Raw genomic sequence first — 23,825 nt, forward strand, 5'->3', positions numbered from 1 at the left:
GCTGGCTGACTAATGATGGCGAGAAGATAAAACGTTTTACCTAATTTTAGTGCGGTATAAATCACATTATCGAACGATAATAGGGCGTATAAATATAAGTGATTGATAAAACGTTTTATCCGTCACGTTATCAGGGAGTTTTCTGTTTTTATGGCTATAGCCAAAAAAATAACCATCCATGATGTTGCGCTGGCTGCAGGGGTTTCGGTCAGTACCGTCTCATTAGTGCTCAGTGGAAAAGGGCGAATTTCATCAGCGACCGGCGAACGAGTTAATGCTGCTATTGAGCAACTGGGGTTTGTGCGTAACCGCCAGGCATCAGCGCTGCGTGGCGGGCAGAGCGGGGTAATTGGTCTGATTGTGCGCGATCTGTCTACGCCGTTTTACGCAGAGCTGACGGCGGGGCTGACGGAAGCGTTAGAAGCGCAGGGGCGCATGGTCTTTTTACTGCATGGTGGTAAAGATGGCGAACAGCTGGCGCAGCGTTTCGCGATGTTGCTCAATCAAGGGGTGGATGGCGTGGTCATTGCCGGAGCTGCCGGCAGCAGTGACGCGCTGCAACAACTGGCCGCTGACAAAGGGATCCCGGTAGTATTTGCATCACGCGCCAGCTACATGGATGAGGTTGACACCGTCAGACCCGATAACATGCAGGCTGCCCAGTTATTAGTTGAACATCTTATCCGCCACGGGCACCAGCGTATTGCCTGGCTGGGGGGGCAGAGTTCTTCATTGACCCGCGCAGAGCGCGTCGGCGGCTATTGTGCCACGTTGCTAAAATATGGTTTACCGTTCCATAGCGACTGGGTGCTGGAGTGTTCATCCAGCCAGAAGCAGGCCGCTGAAGAGGTGACAGCGCTGTTGCGTCGCAATCCGACAATCAGCGCGGTAGTGTGCTACAACGAAATAATCGCCATAGGCGCCTGGTTCGGCCTGATGAGAGCTGGACGTCAGAGTGGTGAAATTGGCGTAGATCGTTATTTCGAACAGCAAATATCGTTGGCCGGATTCGCCGATGTGGCAGAAAACGCGCTGGACGATATCCCTATTATTTGGGCCTGTACGCCCGCTCGTGAAATGGGATATACCCTTGCTGAACGCATGCTCCAACGCATTGGCCACGATGAAGGCCATTCACGCAATCTGACTCTTTCCGCTCGGCTGGTGGCAGCGAAATAAAAAAAGCCCGATAAGCAACGCTATCGGGCCAGTCATAAAACAGTGATTACTGTTGCGGGATGGCAGGAACGTCCGGCTGTGTAAGAGAAGGCATACCGAACATGCCAACAAACTCATCCAGCGGCATTTTTTGTCCGTTCAGCGTTACCTGGCCGTTTGCATATTGCAGGCTGGAGCCGATAACGTTGTCCTGCAGCGTCGTAATACGAAACATCTGACCCATCGCCGCCAGGCCATTAACCTGTTGCTTCGCCAGACCTGCCGCTTCTTCCTGCTGATATCCTTCCAGTTTGGCAATCTGCGTCATGAACTCAGTCGCCATATCGACAGGAATTGTCAGTTTAGCGTCCAGTGATTTGACGGAGCGATCCACTTCCTGCGCCAGCGTTTGCGGCTCCACGGAGTTTGCGGTCGGATCTTTTAGCAGCAGGGACAGATTAAATGCGGTTTCACCTTTTGCGTTCTTCCAGCTCAGCGGGGCAATAGTAATGACCGGCTCGCCTTTCATCAGAATTGGCAGTGCATTGAAGAAGGCTTCGGTGACTTTCTGCTGATAAAGCTCAGGATTTTGCACCACGTCAATCTGTGACATCAGCGCTTTGGTTTGGGCGCTATACTGCTGGCTGAACTGGTGCAGCGCTTCACCGTCTATCTGGCCCACTTTCAGCGTCAGTTTACCGCTTCCCATATCCTGGCCCTGAAGTTTAAGACTGTTCAGGGTGTAATCCAGCTGGCTGTTTACGGTTTTGCCATCGTTGATCAGATCGGATTTGCCATCGATACCCATACCTTCCAGTACCGCCAGCTCTTTACCCTCGACTGAAATCGACAGTTTTTCGAGTGACAATTTCTGGTCGCCGATGCGCTCACCAAAGCTGGCGATACTGCTGGAACCTTCAGTTTTCAGGTTATTAAAAGTAACCTGTACTTTCTGATCGTACTCATTGACCGCATTAACCAGGCCACTTTGCGCTTCGCCAGTCAGCGATACAGCATTGCCGTCTTTGTCAGCCGTAAACTGGAACTCGCCGCCGCTAAAGGCCACTTTTTCATCGCCTTTCTCATAGTTCAGTGGCTTGAGAGAGAGAGCGGAACGGGTATCGCCACTGTAGCTAATACGGGAGTTAATGATGAATGGCGTCTCACCTTTGGCAATATCAAACAACGGTTTGGTAACGTCGTTATTGACCAGCGTCGTTTTCACGGAGGCCATTGCCGGAACCAGATTCAGTGATTTCAACTGAGCCAGCGGGAAAGGACCGTGATCCACGGTTTCATTCAGGACGATGCTTTGTCCCGGTTTCAGCCAGGAATCAGCCTGTCCGGCGATAGGTTTTACCACCAACTGCAGTTGGCTATTGAACACGCCGCGCTGGTAGTTTTGATAACTCAGTTCAATGCCCGCCTCAGGGGAGTAGCGTTTTAACTGATCGTTTGCCTGCGTCACCATCTCGGCGAGATGCGTTTCGAGTTTCTTTCCTGTGTACCAGGCTCCGCCCGTCCAGACGATACCCAGTGCAACCACCACACCCGCAGCTACCAGCGATTTTTTCATTTTGATATCCATAAAATAAAACCAGGCGTTTGAAGACGCCTGGAGGAGTGACATGTCTTTAACTCACTACAGCTTAGCAAGAGTTGTTAAAAATATCAGTATCTTGCTACAGCTTGTTATAAACCCGAGCTAAACGACCCTTGCCGCTGACGTTTACCGGCGATTCATTCGCGCTAATAAAGGCCGATTCACCCGGCAGCAGGACCAGACGCTGCTCGCCTTTACTCAGCACGGCTTCCCCCTCGATGCAGAACAAAATAGCCGCACTTTGCTGACTGATTTCTGTGCCATCGGCGGTCAGTTCATGCAGGGAGAAGGCGAAATCGTCGACAGGAATGGGGAAGTCCAGTTCGCCATCGGTCTTAACCGGTGTGGTCAGCAGCTGGTTTGCAGGTTTGGCGACAAACTTAACGTTGGCGACCAGCTCCGGGATATCAATGTATTTTGGTGTCAGTCCGGCGCGTAGCACGTTGTCCGAGTTAGCCATTACCTCAAGCGCCACACCTTGCAGGTAGGCGTGTGGGGTTTCGGCAAACAGGAACATCGCCTCGCCTGGATTGAGCTTTACCACATTGAGCAGCAACGGGGAGAAGAGCCCGCTGTCGTTCGGGTAGAAGTCGGCTACCAGGCGAATGGTTTGCCAGGGTTCACCCTGCTGGCTGTTCAGCGCTGATTTCAGGATTGCCAGCGCATGGGATTTCTCCTCATCCTGCATATTCAGTAAGCTGGCGAAAAGATAGCTCAGACGTTCTGCGCTCGGTTCCTGCAGGAAATGCGCAATAGCCGGGTGCGCTGCACTAACCGGTTGTAACAGTGCAACAATGTCTGAGAACTCGCGAAATGCGTTCATCGCCAGAAATGGCGTTAAAGCAAAAACCAGTTCCGGCTTGTGGTTAGGATCTTTGTAGTTGCGCTCGGCGGCATCCATCGGGATCCCCGCCGCGTTTTCTTTGGCAAATCCGATTTCAGAGTTGCGCTTGTTAGGATGAACCTGAATCGAAAGAGGTTGCGCGGCGCAGAGCACTTTAAACAGGAAAGGCAGTTCACCAAAGCGTTTGGCAACGGCATCGCCTAACAGTGCGGATTTATCGTGTTCGATGACATCGCGCAGAGCGACCTTCTGGCCGTCAGCGCCCAGAACCTGCGAGCTGCTTTTCGGATGCGCGCCCATCCACAACTCAGCCATCGGTTGCTGAGTGGGGTTGGCAATCCCATAAAGTTCCGTTAACGCAGTTTTACTTCCCCAGGCGTAGTTCTGCACTGAGTTGATGAGTTTTTGCATTCTCAAGCCCTGTTTCAATGTGGAATTTTCTGCGGCTATTAAACCAAGAAACCCCGAGGGAAGTAACCTGCACATGTAAAAAGTCGTACTTGTCTCAGTTTTTGTTAAAAAATTGTGTAGGATATGGTGACTCGCTTTTAATACCCTGAGCAATTCCGGTTGCAGAAAGCCCTTACTTCTACAATCCGACCTGCGGCAGGGAAGCAGGGCAATGGAACATCTGCCCAGAGAATAACCAGACCGAGCAGTAAGTGAGAGCACAATGTCAAACAAACCCTTTCATTATCAGCATCCTTTCCCCCTCAAAAAGGATGATACCGAATACTATCTGCTGACCAGCGATCATGTCTCCGTTGCCGAATTTGAAGGGCAGGAGATTGTTAAAATAGCACCGCAAGCCTTAACCCTGCTGGCTCGTCAGGCCTTTCATGATGCGTCGTTTATGCTGCGTCCTGCGCATCAACAGCAGGTGGCCGATATTCTGCGTGACCCCGAAGCCAGTGAAAACGACAAATATGTGGCCCTGCAATTCCTGCGCAATTCCGATATCGCGGCTAAAGGTATTTTGCCTACCTGTCAGGACACCGGAACCGCGATTATCGTAGGTAAAAAAGGTCAGCGCGTCTGGACCGGTGGCGGCGATGAAGCTGCGCTGGCGCGGGGGGTGTATAACACCTACATCGAAGACAACCTGCGCTATTCGCAAAACGCCGCGCTGGATATGTATAAAGAGGTAAACACCGGTACCAACCTGCCTGCACAGATAGATTTGTATACCGTCGACGGCGACGAATACAAATTCCTGTGTATTGCCAAAGGCGGTGGTTCGGCGAACAAAACCTATCTGTACCAGGAAACCAAAGCGCTGCTGACGCCAGGCAAATTAAAAGATTACCTGGTTGAGAAGATGCGAACGCTGGGAACTGCGGCTTGCCCGCCGTATCACATTGCGTTTGTTATTGGTGGTACGTCAGCGGAGGCCACGCTGAAAACGGTGAAACTGGCCTCGGCTAAATATTACGATGAGCTGCCGACCGAAGGTAACGAACACGGCCAGGCATTCCGCGATGTCGAGCTGGAAAAAGAGCTGCTGATTGAGGCGCAGAATTTGGGACTGGGCGCGCAGTTTGGTGGGAAGTACTTCGCACATGACATCCGCGTGATCCGTCTGCCGCGTCACGGCGCGTCGTGTCCGGTTGGTATGGGTGTTTCTTGCTCAGCCGATAGAAATATCAAAGCTAAGATCAACCGCGAAGGTATCTGGATCGAAAAACTGGAGCATAATCCTGGCAAATATATACCAGAAGAGCTGCGCCAGGCGGGAGAGGGGGAAGCGGTGCACGTTGACCTCAATCGCCCGATGAAAGAGATCCTGGCCCAGTTGTCGCAGTACCCGGTATCTACGCGTCTGTCGCTTAACGGTACAATCATTGTTGGCCGTGATATTGCGCATGCGAAACTGAAAGAACGGCTGGATAACGGCGAAAGTTTGCCGCAGTATGTTAAGGATCACCCGATCTACTACGCCGGTCCGGCAAAAACGCCGGAAGGCTATGCCTCTGGTTCGCTTGGTCCAACCACTGCCGGGCGTATGGACTCGTATGTTGACCAGCTCCAGGGCGCTGGTGGGAGTATGATCATGCTGGCGAAAGGCAACCGTAGCCAGCAGGTGACCGACGCTTGCCATAAGCATGGCGGTTTCTACTTAGGCAGTATTGGCGGCCCCGCTGCGGTACTGGCCCAGGGCAGCATCAAGAGTCTGGAGTGTGTGGAATACCCTGAACTCGGGATGGAAGCTATCTGGAAAATTGAAGTGGAAGATTTCCCGGCGTTTATCCTGGTGGATGACAAAGGCAACGATTTCTTCAAGCAAATTCAGACGTCGCAGTGCGCACGCTGCGTTAAGTAACGTCAGCCGCCCTTCGGGGCGGTTTTTTTTACCGCACGAACCACCAAACGACAGATTAATCCTCGTTAATACTCATAAGACCAATGCAAATGGGCAATGTCGAAACATAACCTAATCAATTGTTAATGTAAGGAGCAGGTAATGGTAACGGTACGCCGCGAGAATGATTCAATGGGGGCAATTGATGTCCCTGCCGATAAGCTTTGGGGGGCGCAAACCCAACGTTCGCTGGAGCATTTTCGTATCTCTACGGAGAAAATGCCGGTCTCGTTGATCCATGCGCTGGCGCTGACGAAACGCGCCGCTGCAAAGGTTAACCAGGATCTCGGGCTGTTGGCGGAGGATAAAGCCAGGGCTATTATGCAGGCCGCAGATGAGGTGTTGGCGGATAAACATCGTGATGAGTTTCCGCTGGCCATCTGGCAAACCGGCTCTGGTACACAAAGCAATATGAACATGAACGAGGTGCTGGCAAACCGGGCCAGCGAATTACTGGGCGGCGTACGAGGGATGGAACGCAAGGTACACCCCAATGATGATGTTAATAAGAGCCAAAGCTCGAATGATGTCTTTCCAACCGCAATGCACGTTGCCGCACTGCTTGCGCTACGTAACGCTCTGATCCCGCAATTAAATGTGTTGACCAAAACGCTCAGTGATAAGTCCCACGCTTTCGCCGATATCGTCAAAATTGGTCGTACACATCTACAAGATGCAACCCCACTTACGCTTGGCCAGGAGATTTCCGGCTGGGTGGCAATGCTCGAACATAATCTCAGACACATTGAAAACAGTTTACCGCACGTGGCAGAACTGGCGCTGGGGGGAACTGCGGTAGGGACCGGACTGAACACACATCCTGAATATGCTCGTCGGGCCGCGGATGAACTGCGTGTTATCACCTGTGCGCCGTTCGTTACCGCACCAAATAAATTTGAAGCGCTGGCCACGTGCGATGCCCTGGTTCATGCTCACGGCGCGCTAAAAGGGCTGGCGGCGTCGCTGATGAAAATCGCCAACGATGTACGCTGGCTGGCATCCGGTCCACGCTGCGGTATCGGTGAGATTTCGATTCCGGAAAATGAACCGGGCAGCTCGATCATGCCGGGCAAGGTCAATCCCACCCAGTGTGAAGCGCTGACCATGCTTTGCTGTCAGGTAATGGGCAACGATGTCGCCATCAATATGGGCGGGGCGTCAGGTAACTTTGAGCTCAACGTTTACCGACCGATGGTCATCCACAACTTCCTGCAGTCGGTACGTTTGCTGGCTGACGGTATGGAAAGCTTTAACCAGCACTGCGCGACGGGGATCGAGCCCAACCGTGAGCGAATCGATCAACTGCTCAACGAGTCGCTGATGCTGGTGACGGCGCTCAACACCCATATCGGTTATGATAAAGCCGCTGAAATTGCCAAAAAGGCGCACAAAGAGGGTCTGACGCTAAAAGCCTCCGCTCTGGCGCTGGGATATCTGACCGAAGCGGAGTTTGACAGTTGGGTACGTCCGGAGCTGATGGTTGGCAGCATGCGGCCAGGCAGCTAATCAGCAACGTACAGGTGCAGTCGGGGAATTATCAATTTCAACGGCTGTGCCTGAGGTTTAAAACGATGCTGAACATTGTCGGCATCGTAATTCAGTAGCTCGCCGATATCCGGTACGGTCATACCGTTTTCGTTGTTAATTAGCGCGATCAATGGCGTCGGGCAGGCATATTGCACCTGCTTTTGCTCCCCTTTGTACCAGACGCGGGCGATGGGCTGCACTTTTACCGGTCGTTTGATTTTCAGACGAGCATGCTGCCCCAGGGCCGCGACATCCTGATATTCCCGCTCAAGCTTCGCCTGCCACTCTTCACGCGTCCAGGGGTGTACGCTACGCGGTGACGTCAGGCTTTTTTCCAGTAGCTGCAGAACTTCATCGCGTTTCAGATTTTTAATAATGTGCTTATTGGCCCAGCCGAATCGCAGGGTAGCAGGCTCTCTGACAAGTGTAAGTGTGCGATAGGCATTCAGCGTAATCAGTCCCGGCAGGTGGCGATGCACCCATTCGAAACGTGCTGCCGGCGCCAGCCCGGATTCCACCGTGACAATACGCTCGAATGTCGTTTTTAGCTGGTTAATACGCTGTATTTGCTCTTCCAGAACACGCTGGGCAGCGCTATCTACCTGATAACACAGCACTCCTGGCAGGCGGACGGCCGCTTTGCTGCTACGATTCTCGGATTGTTGCTGGATAAACAGGTGACGATAGTGGCCTAGCGCCAGCGTTTCAGCCTCTTTGCCTAAATGCTGCTTAACATCAATGCTTTGCAATGGGGCATGCTCTGCCTCCTTGACCACTTCCGGTAACGAAAAGACGCGCGCAATCAGCAGCGTCTGCTGCAACAGGTTTGCGTTCAGAAGCGCCAGCTCTTGTTCCATCTGGCGGAAGGTGCCGTTCAGGCGGTCGACGAGATCGTAACGGGCCATAAATTCACCATTTTAGTTACAACATACTTTTTTATAACACAACATCTGCCACCTGACCACCGAGCAATGTGGGTCAGGCAGCTGAAAATTCAGGAATGTTATGCCATACGGGCCAACTGAACGTAAAACGGGCGCCGCCGAGTTCACCTTCATCACAGACGACCGTACCGCCCATTGCCAAAGCAATTGAGTGGACGATGGCTAACCCAAGTCCGCAACCACCGGTCGCCCGGTCGCGGCTGGGGTCAAGGCGAACAAACGGTTCAAAAATCTGTTCACGAGCATCGGGTGCAATACCGGGACCATCGTCTTCCACAACCAGCATCGCCTGACTGCCGTGCAATAACAGGCTCGCTTGCACCGTAGACTGGCAATAACGCAGGGCGTTATTCAGTAGATTATCCAGTACACGCTCCATCAGGCGCATATCCAGTGCACCGTAGTCGCCACTCTTGAGATGACGTAAACGTACTGCACGCTGGGGATTCACGCTTTGCACATCCTCCAGATGGGTTGTCAGCCAAACAGGGAGGTCCGGTACGCTGAGCTTTAGTTCATTTTGCGGACGGTCCAGCCGGGCGTAGGTCAGTAACTCTTCGATCAACGACTCCAGTTGGCCGATATCACGATTCAGTGCCTGAGATTCCTGCAGGGTGAGGTTATCACTCATTTCCAGCCGATAACGTAAGCGAACCAGTGGGGTACGAAGTTCATGGGCAATACCATCGATAAGCTGTTTCTTACTGGCGATAAGCGCGTTGATGTTGTCCGCCATCTGGTTAAACGCCACCCCCAGCCGCTCAAAGCTGGAACCGCTATCAAAATGGAGGCGTTCGCTCAGATGTCCCTCCCCAAAGCGTTGTGCAGCGGCTTCCAGTCGGAGCATTTCCTGCCAGTGTGGGCGCATCCAGATCAGTACCGGGAAGGCCAGCGAGATGGCAATGAACGCCATCAGCGCGACGTCCAGCAAGCGCATTTGATGGAGAAAATAGAGATAGGGGACCGGGCCGACGGCCAGTACATAATGGCTGCGGGGGATCCGTTGAATAAACGTGTACTGATCGTCAAGCGCAACGATATCGCCTTCGCGCAAACGCTGCATGGTAGGCGCGTCCAGCGTGTACTTATTCAGCGGTTCAACGCGCAGGTCAAAAGAGAGGTTTAAATCCATCTCCTTCAGCGTTTTCCCCCAGTCGCGTGGTGGGATCTCGCGCAGCTCACTGCGCATCAGGTACAACGAGCTTTTCATTAAATCGTCGAGCGACTGCCTGCCCGCGCGTTCTGCGGTGAATTTATATACCAGGCCGACCAACAGGGTCATCACCAGAAAGCAGACAAACAGCAGGAGATAAAACTGCACAAACAGTTTTTTCATGGAATATCACCAGAATTTCAATGATTTAATTAGTGCGCATCCACCTCTGGGGGCACCTGGGGACACTTTTGTATCCTCCGATGCGCTGGTTCAGAAATGCTATCTGATCACCATCAAGCGCGTTTATCCAGGCAGAGTACACTGTATAAACCATTTCTGCATTCTCGTGCCCCATCTGATCCGCAATAAACGCAGGGTTGGCCCCAGCGGAAAGCATCCAGCAGGCATAGGTATGACGAGTCTGGTACGGACGGCGCCGACGAATGCCTGAAAGACGTATTGTCGTGTTCCACAGTGAACTTATTGAATTCACAGCGTAATGGCTGGCTTACTTACCTTTTTCCTAACGCTACATGAATACGAAGTTCAACTGGCGGATCCCAGTTTTCCCGAACTCACGCATCTGGATTTCTGCAGGAATTTTGAGGAAATGGCTCATTAATATAAGAAGCTTTATGGTCCTCTCACCGGTATGTGTTTTTGGCGGTCTAAATATGCCTTGTTGGGTGAGATTATGGTGGATCTGTATTTAACCTTTCTCCAGAACAGCATCTTCTCAGGCTAGTGCGCACACCGGTATCAAATGCGACTTGCCACATATTCTTTTGCTTCGCTGGAGTCGTACTGTAAAAAAATTTATTTTCACTTTGCAGAAAGGGATTTGATTTCACTCGATTGCAATGCAGACGTTTGATGCCTTCAAATGGCCGGTGAGTAATAAATTTTTTCAGATACCCGAATTCAATAAGTTGCCGGGATATTGCCAGATAATATTCTCGGTCCTGACGGCGCGCTCCTATTTATTGCTACGACGGTTGGGCTGATAGTGAGTCATCCCACAGAGCAATCCCTTTCGCTAGATCAATATGTCGTTGTTGTTTATATTCTTTAGAAGGGTAGGGGGGAACCATTCAGAGTATCTAGCGTCCCATATCTGCGAATAGCGTTTTGAGAAAGGGTATTTTGTGCCCCTCGAACCAGAGTTTTGCCTGTTTTCCAAAAGTTAAAACTCACTTCGTTGTTTGCCCCCTCATTATCAAAATGTAGGGGGCCACTTATCGCGAACTTCAGATAGAAAATAACAATACCTCTTCCGAGGATGGTGATACACTGTAATTGCGTAGTTATGGCGTAGTGGTTCGAATGTTGACTGACGCTGGATCCGTTTGTGCTCCAACTGATGTATTTGTGTCGATTTTTACTCGCCCATCATGGGACTTGTCTCGCATCATTTCTTGGGTCTTTTCAGCTTGTAATTGTTCATACCCTTTCTTAGCTTCATCCCAACCCCGTTGTTGCTCCTGCTCTGAATATGTTTTTACTTCGTCAGCTAACGCGAAAGAAGCAAAAGCCCACACAAGTACTATCGATGTTAACTGTTTGAATTTAGGTGCCATCATTCTTCTCCTCAAAAAGATTCGGAAATATCAAGAGATATAGTAAAATATTCACAAGTGATTTTGGAGGAACACAAATATATCGACGATCCTGACTTTATTAATTTCCTTCTTTATAATCCGGATCTAATTGCGTTTTGAACGGCTTTAACGCCAGATATATTAGAGTCATGGTCGGGGCTAGATACTTCTCCTAAGTTTGATACACCAATCCAAATGAATTCCGCATTTGAATATGGTATTTGTTTTATTTGGAAATGCGCCCTTCCTGTTAAATTTCTATCTTCGTGCCCACTATTTCCTGGTGACTGGACACAAGGTGTCATCCATCCTTGTCGTGTATATTTACCAGAGTAATTAGCATAGATGTCAGCAATGTCGCCATTAATGGTCACTTCTACTTTATTTATAGTAACTCCAGCACTTACCGTATCGCCGTGACAGCCAGTTTTCGGGCCAGGTCCTAAGAAAGAAGATGCTGCATGCTCATCTGTACGTCGATCCTCAGAAAAACCACCAGAGCGATTCATGAACCGACCTTTCAGAATATCTTCAACGGTTTGTGAGAAAGAGTTAAATGATATAAATAACAATAACAATGAAGAAAAATATGCTGATTTATTCATTTTGAGCTCCAGATGTAGATGGGTATACTATAAAAATAGTTACAGCTTCCTATTTTTGGTTACTGAAAATCTATCATTTTATTAATTATCACCATACAAAAGCATGACTAAAAAAGTACGATTATTAGAAATTTTTTGTAAGGGTTATGGACATGAGGATAACTGATTGACCTGTGCGGTTGTGTTGCGGGTTTACCACACTTTAAGGCGTAATATTGGGAGCGAAATTGGGGGACATTTTGAATCGGGGGACATGAAAAGGAGTATTAACTTGTCAGTATTTGTTATGATTTGTCAGTTAATGACTCGACTTTATTTTATTCTTAGTGCGCAACTCATTGTTCAAAAAGGAATTTATCTTTACTTCACTACCTGAAACTGTACAAACAGCTTCTTCATATACAATCACCGAATACACAATATAATGCCTACTGATACTCTCAAAATTGCTGTGATATAAAAATATGAATTTCAATCGCTGTTGTTATTTGCTACTCATTTTCGCGGCGACAGGCTGCATTTTCACCTCGTATCCCCTGATTATATGGTTTTTGATCGCCAACATACTGACGTTGGCGATGTACGGCGCGGACAAAATGGCGGCGCGCAGGGCCTGGCGGCGGGTGCCGGAATCCACCTTGCTGTTGTTTGGCGTTGTGGGTGGTTGGCCTGGCGCGATAGCGGGTCAACAAATCTTTCGCCATAAAACACAAAAACAGCCATTCAAAACCTACTTCATTATCAGTGTGATAGTGAATGTATCTGTCATTGGAGCAGTCTATCATTTCTATCCCATATCATCCTGATGAGCGCCAATGACAGACAAACGGTCTGCTTATTTGAGACAGGAAACATACTTTTCACCTGAACGCTGCACGATTTCATCGGCATTTTGCGTGATGTCTTTTCCTTCAAACGCGCCGTAAAGCTGTTTAAATCTCACCGTGCTCAAGCGGTGGGTAATGTCGCTGACCGTTGCGGCCGACAACGGCAGCATATTGGGATAACTCCACATAAAGGAGACGGCATGCGCGCCAGGGGTAACCTGAACGATATCGCCGGAAAGCACCACGCCTTCATCTCGTGCCCAGTGCAATACGCAGCCGCCAGCAAAGTGTCCGCCCAGACGTATCACACTAACGTCTCGTGTCAGTTCCAGGGTATCGCCATCCCAAAATCTAATCCACGGGCTGTTGCGCATTACCCACTTGCGGTCATTGGCATGAAGGTAAATCGGAGCGTTAAATTCTTCAGCCCAGTCCTGCATGGTGGTGTAGTAATGTGGATGCGATATCGCGATGGCCTTAAGCCCGCCCAGGGATGTTATTAGCATTTTTGTTGCATCGTCGAGCGTGGCAATGCAGTCCCATAAAATATTGCCTTCCGGGGTACGCAGAATAAACGCCCGTTGATCAATTGCAAAATCGGGAACGGTGCGGATACTGAAGAGAGCGCTATCATGTTGCCGCCACTTATTTGTGTGCGAAGCACAAAGGGCGGCAAAATCGACCCATTCCTGCCCGGTTGCGGGGACATACTGACGTTCATCCTGGCAGATATCGCAATGTTCGGGATAGGCGTCAGCAACGTCATAGGATGTTCCACAGGTTTTGCATATCGTGATCATCGGGCCTTCCTCATTGAAAAAAACACAGTCAGCATGGCACACCAATACGCAAGGGTGTGCTCGTTAGTGCTCTACCAGGTAAGCCAATGATGTTGACAGTGGGGGGGTAGCTCAACCAAAAGAAAACAGGAATAATGCTGAACCGGCATCTTTCGGTGGTTATCATCCGGCGAAAAAAAGAGGATATTGTTTGGAAAAGAGTCTGTTCAACACCTGGCTCAACCATTGGGGACTGACTCCTGATGGCGAACCCTTTGAGACGCACACATCACAGCTTTTGCCCGTGGTGGCTATCAAAGAGGGTCAGAAAGCCATACTTAAACTCACCGACGATGACAGTGAACGGAGCGGCTGCGAACTCATGGTCTGGTGGAACGGGAATGGCGCAGCGAAAGTGCTTGCTCATGCAACAGGGGCGATCCTGCTGGAACATGCGACAGGGACGGGGTCTTTAGCGGACATGTCCTGGACTGGTAACGATGCGCAGGCGTGTCGCATTATTTGCCATGCATCCAGTCGACTTCATCTTCCCCGGAATGCGTCAACGCCTGAGTTAACACCGCTGCATCATTGGTTTCGCGATCTCGCTCCTGCAGCGAAAAAGTATGGCGGTATCCTGACGCGTTGCACAGAGGTGGCAGACGTGCTGCTCTCATCTCCCCTGAATGAAGTTGTATTACATGGCGACCTACACCACGGCAATATTCTGGATTTCGGAGCGAAAGGATGGCTGGCTATCGATCCTAAAGGGCTGGTGGGCGAACGTGGCTTTGATTATGCCAATATTTTTACCAACCCTGATCTTGCCGACCCCTCCAGACCTGTCGCCAGTGAGCCAGAAAGATTCACCCAACGGGTCAACATCGTGTCTGAAACCGCCCGCATTGAACGGCAACGTTTGCTGATGTGGATTATTGCCTGGTGTGGGTGTCGTCTGCCTGGTTCTTGCAAGAAGGGGACTGCGCCTCTGTACCCCTGCGCATCGCGGAGTTAGCGATGGCGGAGATCGCTTCAGGTGGTAATCAACTTTGATCTACGACACTGGGCTGGTAATTCTTAAGAGTTATCATTAGCCGGGTAAACGTTTTATTAATCAATCAGTGAATGGCGGTGTGGAGTGTTGTTTAGCGCAAATTTGACAGGGTGGAAACAATGAAGGCATTGTTTTCATTATTAAAAAAACGCCCGAACATTCTTTTGTTGATGGTCTTACTCATCGGGGCAAACATCGTAGCTTGGCTGTGGGCTTTCAGCGCGTTTAGCAACAACACGTCGTTACTGGCGCTGAGTCTGATCGCGTGGTGCTATGGTTTGCGCCATGCCGTTGATGCCGATCATATCGCCGCGATAGATAGCGCTACGCGCAAACTCATGCAGCAGAAAAAACGCGCCCTGACGACGGGAGCCTGGTTTTCCCTCGGCCACTCCACCATCGTGGTGCTGGCCAGCATTGGCATTGCGTTGACCACCAGCGCGTTTAAGCAACACATGGCATGGTTTCAGAATATCGGCGGCCTGATTGGGACCACGGTTTCTGCCGTGTTTTTGCTGATTCTGGCTACTCTTAATCTCATTATTTTCTGCCATGTCTGGAAGGCCTTTCGCCATCTAAAGCGCACCGGAACTTACGATGGCACCACGGAAGACATTACGGTTTCAGGTCCACTGAGCTGGCTTTTCCGCTCGGCGTTTCGGTTGGTAGGCAAAGACTGGCATATGTATTTTGTCGGTTTTCTGTTTGGTCTGGGTTTTGATACCGCCACTGAAATTTCTCTGTTGGGAATTTCCGCTTCAAGCGCGTCCAGTGGTATGTCGTTATGGTCCATTCTCGTGTTCCCTGCGTTGTTTACCTGCGGTATGGCGTTAATTGATTGTCTCGACAGTATTCTGATGGTTGAGGCCTACGGATGGGCATTCAATAAGCCGCAACGTAAGCTCTATTACAATATGACCATTACCGGGACTTCGGTGATTGTCGCGCTATTTATTGGTGGACTGGAGGCGTTGGGGCTTCTCTCTGACGCGTTTTCGCTCCAGGGTGGTTTGTGGGATACCGTCAGCGATTTAAGTGACCATATGGGGAATGTCGGATTTGCGATTATTGGCGTCTTTATCGGCTGCTGGATTATCTCCGCAGTAAACTATCGTTGGAGAAAATACGACGGACTGACGTTTAGTTGACGCAAAATAAAGCCTTCCGTGAACAGGAAGGCTTGTTTCTTACTAGAGGACAGGCTAATTCGCATTCACGCGTTGTGGTTCTTCAGTACTCTTTTTCAGGATCCTGTTAGCCAACACGCCCGACATCATCGAACCGTTCACGTTTAATGCCGTTCTGGCCATATCAACGACAGGCTCGATGGCAATGAAAATTCCGACCAGTGCAACCGGGAAGTTCAGCGTTGAAAGGACGATCAGCGCAGCAAATGTTCCGCCGCCGCCTACGCCCGCAACCCCGATAGAGCCGAGCGCAATTGCAGGCAGCATGGCGAGCAAAAAATGCACCGATAATGGATCAATTCCAATTGTTGGCGCAATCATCGCTACCATAATGGCCGGATAGATCCCGGCGCAGCCGTTTTGACCCATGCTGGAGCCAAATGAGGCCGCGATATTGGCAATGGTGTTTTGCACGCCAAACTTTTCCTGTGCGGAAATAGCCAGTGGAATAGATGCCGCACTACTGCGGGAAACAAATGCAAAGGTTAATACTGGCCAGACAGTTTTAAAATAGTGAACGGGATTATTGCCACTCAGCACCAGGATTAGCGCGTGGACGATAAACATCATCAGAATCGCAATGTAACAAGCGCCAATAAAGCCTAACAGACTGGCAAATTGTTCGAAGCGATACGCAGAAAATACGCCTGCCATTAATGCCATCACGCCATAAGGGGTGAGGGCAATAACGATGCGCACCATCTTCATCACCCAGATCTGGATGGCATTAATGCCTGCGCTTAACTTTTCACCTTCTTGCGGAGCATCTTGTTTGACTTTTAATAATGCCACGCCGGCAAGTAGGGTGAAGATAACAATGCCAATGACGGAAACGCTTCTGGCTCCAGTGAGATCGAGGAAGATATTCGTAGGGATTAGAGATGTAACCAGTTTAGGCAGTGAAATGGCAGCCGTTTTGCTCACATCGTCAGCCGTCAGCGTGGACTGCATATGAACAAATGCGCTGGCGTCCAGACCTAATACATGTGCAGTCAGCAACCCAACAAACCCGGCAATCATCACCAGACAGAGCATGCACCCGACGATGGTTAACGACATTTTCCCAATGCCAGCGCTATTTTCGAGTTTGTTAATAGCTGAGAGTATAGAAATGAAAATCAGCGGAACCGCGACCAGCTTCAGTAAATTTACATAGCCGTTGCCGATAATATTATACCAATCGATAACCGTTTTACTGTCGTCAGCAGCAATAAGATGCAGGGATAAGCCGATAACAGCACCCAAAAATATAGCGATGAAGACACTTTTTGACAGGGAGTGACTTTTTTGGTTGATTCTGAAAATTGCCCATGAACAAACCAAAAAGAATGCGATATACGCAAGCGTAACGAACATATTGTAGCCTCTTGCCTCATTCAGCACCTGAAATGCCGGAAAGAGTTTTGTTATTGCCAAATAAACCTATGAACCATAAGGGTTCAGGACCGCCACGGATTATAGGGAGGGGGGAGACCAACAGCCACACAAAAAATGTGGAACGTATCCGGATGGCGTTTGTATGCCTGTTCTGTAGACAATTTTACGTGACAGTGTAACGTATTGTGAGTAATCCAGCCGATCAATGAGATCGGCCCAGTGGCATTACTTCTGCGGCTCGTCGTCCCAGGCGTGGGGTGCAAAGAGATAACCTTTGTTGCGCACTGTTTTAATTCGATAAGGTTCAGTCGCGTTATCGAGCAGCTTTTTGCGTAACCGGGAAATCGCGACATCGACGCTGCGGTCCATGCCGTCATAACTTACGCCACGCAGGTTCTTCAGCAACGCATCGCGGTCCATAATCTGCCCTGCATGGGTTGCCAGCTCCCACAGTAATTCAAAATCAGCGGTGGAAAGAGAAACTTGCTCGCCGCCGAGTAGAACGGAGCGGTTGGTGGGGTCGATAGTGAGTGTGCCAAAGCGCAGCGTTGTGTGTGGAGTGATCGTTGCCGCCTGAATGCCTTTAGACTGGGTTGAATGTTCACTCTGGCGCAGATGCAGGCGCAGACGAGCCAGCAGCACTGCGGGTGGCGTTGTCTTCAGGATATAGTCACAGGCACCCATTTCCAGCGCCAGAATATGGTTCATGTCGCTGTCCAGCGAGGTGAGCAGGACAATCGGGCCCTGCCAGCGTCCACGTAAATCGCGGCAGATAGTCATCCCGTCTTTGCCCGGCAGCATGATATCCAATAACACCAGGTCGGGTTGAACTTGCAGGATTTTCTCCTCGGCCAGATCACCACGAGGTTCAAGGATAACCTCAATATCATGCCGGGCAAGGTAGGCCGCAATCAGTGATCCAACTTCGGGATCATCTTCAACAAATACGATGGTGTTCATATCATTCATTTTGAATATAAAACGCCAACATACACCGCCCTGGTTTTTCCTTCCATTAATCTTTTCTAAACAAGAACGCTTCCGTTATGCTAGAGGCTGATGTTATTGATGTGTTAAGGCAGGGTGATGGGACTCGTTATAAAAGCGGCGCTCGGTGCGCTGGTGGTGGTGTTGATTGGTTTGCTGGCGAAAACAAAGAACTACTATATTGCCGGATTAATTCCGTTGTTCCCGACCTTTGCGTTGATTGCCCATTATATCGTGGCCAGTGAGCGTGGGATCGAGGCGTTACGTACAACCATTGTCTTCAGCATGTGGTCGATTATTCCTTATTTTGTCTACCTCGTTTCGCTGTGGTATTTCACCGGATTTATGCGCTTACCCGTTGCGCTCGGCAGTTCAGTAGTATGCTGGGGCCTGAGCGCGTGGTTACTGATTTTTTGTTGGATTAAACTGCACTAACGTAGATGACGCCCACCATCTAAGGCAAAACTACGTCCGGTGACAAAACAGCTGGTTAACAGATAGTCAATTAGATCAATGACCTCTTTTTCACCCGGTGCTGTTTTCATCAGTGATTTGTTCAATGCCTGCTGACGATATTCTGCATCGTCACCCTCGTTAAACAGGATTAACGAGGGGGCAATCGCGTTGACTTTCACTTCCGGCGCCAGTTTGCGGGCGAATGAGCGGGTCATATTGTCCAGCGCCGCTTTGCTGGCGGCATAAGCAATGTGCTTATCGCTGCCACGCTCCACCACGTAATCCGTAAAATGGATAATATCGCTGGCAGCGTGTCCGTGACCGCGCAACAATCCTTCCAGTGCGTGGTTGAGCAGGTAGGGGGTATTGACGTGAATCTGCATCATGGCTGACAGCACTTCGGTCAGCGGAGTACCGGGCTTTTCTGCAAGCCAGGCACTGGCATTATGCACAATGCCGCGCAGGCCATCTGTATGTGTTTTGACTTCATCAGCAAAAGCCAGCACGCCTTCATCGCTGGAAAAATCAGCCTGGATACACAGCGCACCGGCATCTCGCAGGCCGTCAATGGCCGGATAATGCGTGCGGTAGCTGACGATAACCGGCTGTTTTTGATTTATAAAATGCCATGCGACGGCGAGGCCGATACGTCGACCTCCTCCGGTGATAAGAATTGGCAAAGGGTTTTTTTTACCCATCGTAATCTCCATGTGTCGCGAACGATGGGGACAATGTTACCCCATCAACATCCAGGTCGCCGGAACAGCAGCAACAAGCAGCAGGCCGATCAGCGCCATCTCCTGACGTTTTAATACATTTTCATGCGCGTGCGTTTTACGGGCATAAAGGAAAACCAGCAGTCCTGGCGCATACAGCACCACGGACAGCAGCAGGTGCATCGGACCTGAGGCATACAATAACCATATGCCATAAATACTCGCTCCGATACCAACAGCCTTATGAATTGGACGGGTGGCAATTTTCAGTAGAAAGGCGCCGACCAGCAAATAGGGCACCAGAATCATCTCTGAGGCGATGGTCAATAACGTATTGTAGTCCGAACCGGTGAGCCAGATCAGCACCAGGCAGATCTGAACGCAGATGTTGGTCAGCCACAGAGATGCTGACGGCGCGCCTTGCGCGTTCTGGCGCGCAAAAATGCGCGGAAACGCTTTGTGCGTCGAGGCGAGGAACGGTACTTCCGCCGCCATAATGGTCCAGCTTAAATAGGCACCGCACACTGAGACAATCAGGCCTGCAGCAATAATAATTTCACCCCATGGCCCCATCATTTCCACCATCAGGCCTGCCATTGACGGGTTGCGGATCTCCGCCAGTTCGGGACGCGCGACAACGCCCAAAGACAGCAGGGTAACCAGCAGGTAGACGCCCAGCGCGGCGAGTACCGCCAGCAGGGTAGCGCGTCCAACATCGCGTTTATTTCTGGCACGGGCAGAAACCACCACCGCGCCCTCCACACCGATGAAAACCCATAGGGTGATGAGCATGGTATTTTTAACCTGCTCCCAGACGGGAACGCCCAATGCAACGCCAGTAAAATCGAGGGTAAAGGTGTCGAGCTTAAACAGCATGAACGCCAGGACGATAAACAGGCCAAGCGGCAATAATTTTGCCAGCGTCGCGGCCAGGTTAATACTGGCAGCCGTTTGCACACCACGCAGTACCAGAAAATGGACTACCCACAACAGCACCGATGCGCCAACAATCGACTGCCAGGTATTACCGTCGCCAAACAGACGTAACTCTGGTGTATCGGTGAAGAAGCTGAACGCAGAGAAAACGATCACCAGATACGAAACGTTAGCGATAACAGCACACAGCCAGTACCCCCATGCGGAGCAGAAGCCAATCAGCTCACCGAAACCTTCACGTGCATAGGTAAAGATGCCGCCATCGAGTTCAGGACGGATACGCGTCAGGATCAGCATGGCAAAGGCGAGCAAAAGGATACCTGCACCGGTAATCGCCCAACCAATCAGTAATGCAGCCGGGCTCGCTACCGCCGCCATATTTTGTGGCAGGCTGAAAACGCCAGCGCCGAGCATTGAGCTTAAAACCAGCGCGGTGAGTGCGCTCAGACCCAATTTCTTTTCCATTTGTATCCAGTGACAAAAACGAGAGTGAGAGAATAATTATTTTGGCAAACCGCATAAAAATGGTGAAAGCCACTAAGGCGCGGGATTTTACGGAGAGAAGAGAACGCATGCAATGGGGATAGAGAGATTTGTGACTAATAGTGTGAAAAGTTGTCTTAATACTGCTGTTTTTGTTTTACCGGAAGACTGGGGGGCGGGAAATTATCAGGCCTACAGGGTTGTAGACCTGATAAGGCATTGGGTATTACTTATACAGGTCAGCGCTGATGGTCATGTTATTACCACGTTCAGACCACTGGCGGGTGATGTGATAGTACTTAGCGCCTTTCTTCGCTGCGCGTTTAGCTACCTGGTAAGAGATTTCGGTCATGTTGCCATAGTTACCGGTGAACTTGATGCTGTCGAATGGCACCATCATCGCGGCAGTTGCTTTGTTCAGTTCTTCAACTTTGGTTCCATCCGGAAGCGTGACAGTGTAACGTCCGCCTTTGGTGGATTGCGTTTCGAAGAAACGACCAACTTCAGCGCTCGGAGACGCGGTAGTCGCAACACCTGGGATCTCAACTTTCTTCGCGGCTTCGCCACCTGCAGCTAATGCGGCACGACCGGCATCGGAATCTGCTGGGATCGCATCAGGGCTTTGTACTACGCGTTTTTTCGCATCAGCTTTATAGATGAATGCAGTAATACGCTGGTTGCCACCCTGGTTAGCATCGACCTGACGCACGATATAGAAGGAGTAGGCGCCTTTCTCTTTCGCTGCTTTGGTGATGGCATCGTTCACTTCAGGCTGGCTGCGGTAGAAACCCTGCACCGTAACGGTATCGAATGGTTCTAACAGAACGGCCTGATCTTTCGGTAATTCCATAACGCCGTTAATGACACGGTTTTTGGATGCTTCCGCTTTTTCAGCGTCGGCTTTATAGATGTCGGCTACAACGCGCCAGTTACCGCCGCTGCCAAAATCTGAGGTATCAACAACATAAAAGGAGGCTGCACCGTCTTTATCTGCACGGCGTGATACGGCGGTCACCGCATCACCGATAGCATTAAAACGACCGGTAACCACAATGCGGTCATAGGGTTTCAGTGCAGCCGCTTGCTCCGGCGTCAATTCTGTCGCTGCATTTACAGAAAAAGCAGTCGCAGAAATAAGTGCGGACGCCAGGAGAGTGTTCTTAAGCTTCATAAAAATAATCCTTCGCCTTGCGCAAACCAGGTACTGGTATTGTTATTGACTAGAAACGTCGCTGATTATTGCATTTAAATTGTGTCAGTGTCTGCGTCAATTTTCACTCATCGTGCCACCTGACGTAACAACATCGATAACATTTTGTGATATGTCGAAAATTTCGGCGTTTGGCGAGCAAAACTGATAAAGCAGTTGAATTTCATAAGTTAATTTAATGTTAATTAATTGTTTTTGGCAGGCACGTAATCATGTTTTGCCGCTTCGCTTGAGCGAATTATCGGCCTTTGTGGGCTATTTTTAGGGCATTTTATCTGCCAGCCGTTCGATTCATCTCTATTTTGCGAATTTCATAATAAATACTGTTTTTTGGCGCTAGATCACAAGCGTCATTTTCAGTAGGTTATACAGAGTTTGTTACTGTTTTATTTTATTGAGGTAACACTGACCTCTTTCGAGAGTGCGCGCATGCCTCGTGCGAACATTGATAAACCATCATCATAAATACAGATGGAAGGGAACATTATGCGAATTGGCATACCAAGAGAACGGTTAACCAATGAAACCCGCGTAGCAGCCACGCCGAAAACGGTTGAGCAACTGCTTAAGTTGGGTTTCAGCGTCGCGGTTGAAAGCGGCGCAGGTCAACTGGCGAGTTTTGACGATAAGGCGTTTGTTCAGGCAGGCGCAGAAATTGTTGACGGAAATACCGTCTGGCAGTCAGAGATTATCCTGAAGGTCAACGCACCGGAAGAGACGGAAATTCCGTTACTCAATCCGGGCACGACGCTGGTGAGTTTTCTTTGGCCCGCGCAAAACCCTGAGCTGTTGCAAAAGCTTGCTGAGCGCAACGTGACGGTGATGGCGATGGACTCCGTGCCGCGTATTTCGCGCGCGCAGTCGCTGGATGCCTTAAGCTCGATGGCGAATATCGCCGGGTATCGCGCTATTGTTGAAGCTGCACATGAATTTGGTCGTTTCTTTACCGGCCAGATTACCGCCGCGGGCAAGGTTCCACCTGCCAAGGTGATGGTAATCGGTGCAGGTGTTGCAGGTCTGGCGGCTATTGGTGCGGCAAACAGCCTGGGCGCTATCGTTCGTGCTTTTGACACCCGTCCGGAAGTGAAAGAACAAGTTCAGAGTATGGGCGCTGAGTTCCTTGAACTGGACTTCAAAGAAGAGGCGGGCAGCGGCGACGGTTACGCTAAGGTAATGTCCGAGGCGTTCATCAAAGCCGAAATGGAACTCTTCGCTGCACAGGCGAAAGATGTCGACATTATCGTTACCACCGCGCTGATCCCGGGCAAACCTGCTCCGAAACTGATCACCCGTGAAATGGTTGATTCGATGAAGGCTGGCAGCGTGATTGTCGATCTCGCCGCGCAAAACGGCGGTAACTGCGAATACACGGTCCCTAACCAGGTAACCACCACCGAAAACGGGGTGAAGGTTATTGGTTATACCGATCTGCCAGGCCGTCTGCCGACGCAATCTTCCCAACTGTACGGCACGAACCTCGTCAACCTGCTCAAACTGTTGTGCAAAGAGAAGGACGGCAATATCACCGTCGATTTTGACGACGTGGTAGTACGTGGTGTCACGGTGGTACGCGAGGGTGAAATCACCTGGCCTGCGCCGCCTATCCAGGTATCTGCTCAGCCGCAGGCTGCGCCGAAAGCCGCGCCAGCGCCGAAAGAAGAGAAAAAGCCAGTCTCACCGTGGCGCAAATATGCGGTGATGGCGCTGGTGGTCATTTTGTTTGGCTGGCTCGCCGACGTTGCGCCGAAAGAGTTTCTTGGCCACTTTACGGTGTTCGCGCTGTCCTGCGTGGTGGGTTACTACGTGGTCTGGAATGTGTCGCACGCGCTGCATACTCCGTTGATGTCCGTGACCAACGCCATCTCCGGGATCATCGTTGTCGGGGCGTTATTGCAAATTGGCCAGGGTGGCTGGGTGAGTTTCCTGAGCTTTATCGCGGTGCTTATTGCCAGCATTAATATTTTCGGTGGCTTCACCGTGACTCAGCGCATGCTGAAAATGTTCCGGAAAAACTAAGGG

At 50.4% G+C, this 23,825-nt stretch carries 20 protein-coding genes and 1 pseudogene; 8 read left to right on the top strand and 13 right to left on the bottom strand.

Going from position 1 to position 23,825, the window contains the following annotated elements:
• Positions 1-150: 150 nt before the first annotated feature.
• Positions 151-1,179 carry a Mal regulon transcriptional regulator MalI gene (locus OGV94_RS10415; protein ID WP_043016409.1) on the top strand — a complete coding sequence of 343 codons (1,029 nt, stop codon included), beginning with the start codon at positions 151-153 and terminating at the stop codon, positions 1,177-1,179.
• Between the two features lie 46 nt (positions 1,180-1,225).
• Here OGV94_RS10415 and OGV94_RS10420 read toward each other — a convergent pair whose 3' ends face one another.
• Both OGV94_RS10420 and manA read right to left on the bottom strand, forming a co-directional pair.
• Positions 1,226-2,734, bottom strand: a complete 1,509-nt coding sequence (locus tag OGV94_RS10420; RefSeq protein ID WP_181231391.1) for a YdgA family protein — start codon at positions 2,732-2,734, stop codon at positions 1,226-1,228.
• Between the two features lie 106 nt (positions 2,735-2,840).
• Entirely contained in the window at positions 2,841-4,016 is a 1,176-nt protein-coding gene (gene manA / locus OGV94_RS10425) for a mannose-6-phosphate isomerase (RefSeq protein ID WP_043016408.1), read from the bottom strand.
• Positions 4,017-4,278: 262 nt separating this feature from the next.
• Between manA and fumB the strand changes: the two genes are divergently transcribed.
• Together fumB and fumC are read left to right on the top strand one after the other, a co-directional pair.
• Positions 4,279-5,925 (top strand): class I fumarate hydratase, encoded by a 1,647-nt coding sequence (fumB, locus tag OGV94_RS10430; protein WP_075146135.1) that lies wholly within the window; start codon positions 4,279-4,281, stop codon positions 5,923-5,925.
• A gap of 141 nt (positions 5,926-6,066) precedes the next feature.
• Positions 6,067-7,470, top strand: a complete 1,404-nt coding sequence (gene fumC, locus OGV94_RS10435) for a class II fumarate hydratase (protein ID WP_286523283.1) — start codon at positions 6,067-6,069, stop codon at positions 7,468-7,470.
• Here the strand turns inward: fumC and tus are convergent.
• The 5 genes from tus to OGV94_RS10460 form a co-directional block, all read right to left on the bottom strand.
• Complete coding sequence (gene tus / locus OGV94_RS10440; RefSeq protein ID WP_181231392.1) at positions 7,467-8,396, bottom strand: DNA replication terminus site-binding protein; 930 nt, start codon at positions 8,394-8,396, stop codon at positions 7,467-7,469. The two genes, fumC and tus, sit on opposite strands and share 4 nt — an antisense overlap.
• Positions 8,397-8,469: 73 nt before the next feature.
• The gene (gene rstB, locus OGV94_RS10445; RefSeq protein ID WP_087050586.1) at positions 8,470-9,771 is read right to left on the bottom strand and encodes a two-component system sensor histidine kinase RstB; all 1,302 of its coding nucleotides are present in this window, start codon (positions 9,769-9,771) and stop codon (positions 8,470-8,472) included.
• Positions 9,772-9,796: 25 nt separating this feature from the next.
• Complete coding sequence (locus tag OGV94_RS10450; RefSeq protein ID WP_286523286.1) at positions 9,797-10,084, bottom strand: tyrosine-type recombinase/integrase; 288 nt, start codon at positions 10,082-10,084, stop codon at positions 9,797-9,799.
• Between the two features lie 811 nt (positions 10,085-10,895).
• Positions 10,896-11,171 carry a hypothetical protein gene (locus OGV94_RS10455; protein ID WP_181231393.1) on the bottom strand — a complete coding sequence of 92 codons (276 nt, stop codon included), beginning with the start codon at positions 11,169-11,171 and terminating at the stop codon, positions 10,896-10,898.
• 110 nt (positions 11,172-11,281) lie between these two features.
• Complete coding sequence (locus OGV94_RS10460; protein WP_181231394.1) at positions 11,282-11,794, bottom strand: hypothetical protein; 513 nt, start codon at positions 11,792-11,794, stop codon at positions 11,282-11,284.
• A gap of 464 nt (positions 11,795-12,258) precedes the next feature.
• Between OGV94_RS10460 and OGV94_RS10465 the strand changes: the two genes are divergently transcribed.
• A complete protein-coding gene (locus OGV94_RS10465; protein ID WP_072033336.1) occupies positions 12,259-12,600 on the top strand; it encodes a DUF1294 domain-containing protein in 342 nt (113 codons plus the stop codon).
• A gap of 29 nt (positions 12,601-12,629) precedes the next feature.
• Here OGV94_RS10465 and OGV94_RS10470 read toward each other — a convergent pair whose 3' ends face one another.
• The gene (locus tag OGV94_RS10470; RefSeq protein WP_181231395.1) at positions 12,630-13,421 is read right to left on the bottom strand and encodes an MBL fold metallo-hydrolase; all 792 of its coding nucleotides are present in this window, start codon (positions 13,419-13,421) and stop codon (positions 12,630-12,632) included.
• A 190-nt stretch (positions 13,422-13,611) separates the two neighbouring features.
• Here OGV94_RS10470 and OGV94_RS10475 point away from each other — a divergent pair.
• Positions 13,612-14,453, top strand: a pseudogene (locus OGV94_RS10475) (aminoglycoside phosphotransferase family protein).
• Positions 14,454-14,573: 120 nt separating this feature from the next.
• Positions 14,574-15,602: a HoxN/HupN/NixA family nickel/cobalt transporter gene (locus OGV94_RS10480; RefSeq protein ID WP_075146138.1), complete on the top strand. Its 1,029-nt coding sequence runs from the start codon at positions 14,574-14,576 to the stop codon at positions 15,600-15,602.
• A 54-nt stretch (positions 15,603-15,656) separates the two neighbouring features.
• Here the strand turns inward: OGV94_RS10480 and OGV94_RS10485 are convergent, their stop codons facing one another.
• Both OGV94_RS10485 and rstA read right to left on the bottom strand, forming a co-directional pair.
• Positions 15,657-16,997 (bottom strand): L-cystine transporter, encoded by a 1,341-nt coding sequence (locus tag OGV94_RS10485; protein ID WP_181231397.1) that lies wholly within the window; start codon positions 16,995-16,997, stop codon positions 15,657-15,659.
• 246 nt (positions 16,998-17,243) lie between these two features.
• Complete coding sequence (rstA, locus tag OGV94_RS10490) at positions 17,244-17,987, bottom strand: two-component system response regulator RstA (RefSeq protein ID WP_043016399.1); 744 nt, start codon at positions 17,985-17,987, stop codon at positions 17,244-17,246.
• A gap of 117 nt (positions 17,988-18,104) precedes the next feature.
• On the opposite strand from rstA, the gene OGV94_RS10495 reads away from it, so the two are divergent.
• Positions 18,105-18,440, top strand: a complete 336-nt coding sequence (locus OGV94_RS10495; protein WP_043016398.1) for a GlpM family protein — start codon at positions 18,105-18,107, stop codon at positions 18,438-18,440.
• On the opposite strand, the gene folM is transcribed toward OGV94_RS10495, so the two are convergent.
• The 3 genes from folM to ydgH all read right to left on the bottom strand — a co-directional run bounded on the left by folM (position 18,437) and on the right by ydgH (position 21,767).
• Positions 18,437-19,159, bottom strand: a complete 723-nt coding sequence (gene folM / locus OGV94_RS10500; protein ID WP_043016397.1) for a dihydromonapterin reductase — start codon at positions 19,157-19,159, stop codon at positions 18,437-18,439. The two genes, OGV94_RS10495 and folM, sit on opposite strands and share 4 nt — an antisense overlap.
• Before the next feature lie 36 nt (positions 19,160-19,195).
• Positions 19,196-20,578, bottom strand: a complete 1,383-nt coding sequence (locus tag OGV94_RS10505; RefSeq protein WP_043016396.1) for an amino acid permease — start codon at positions 20,576-20,578, stop codon at positions 19,196-19,198.
• 244 nt (positions 20,579-20,822) lie between these two features.
• Positions 20,823-21,767: a DUF1471 family protein YdgH gene (gene ydgH / locus OGV94_RS10510; RefSeq protein ID WP_043016395.1), complete on the bottom strand. Its 945-nt coding sequence runs from the start codon at positions 21,765-21,767 to the stop codon at positions 20,823-20,825.
• A 525-nt stretch (positions 21,768-22,292) separates the two neighbouring features.
• Here ydgH and pntA point away from each other — a divergent pair.
• The gene (pntA, locus tag OGV94_RS10515) at positions 22,293-23,822 is read left to right on the top strand and encodes a Re/Si-specific NAD(P)(+) transhydrogenase subunit alpha (RefSeq protein WP_047411381.1); all 1,530 of its coding nucleotides are present in this window, start codon (positions 22,293-22,295) and stop codon (positions 23,820-23,822) included.
• Positions 23,823-23,825 lie beyond the last annotated feature (3 nt).

Source organism: Citrobacter sp. Ce006 (assembly GCF_030336535.1).
Lineage (GTDB): Bacteria > Pseudomonadota > Gammaproteobacteria > Enterobacterales > Enterobacteriaceae > Citrobacter > Citrobacter europaeus.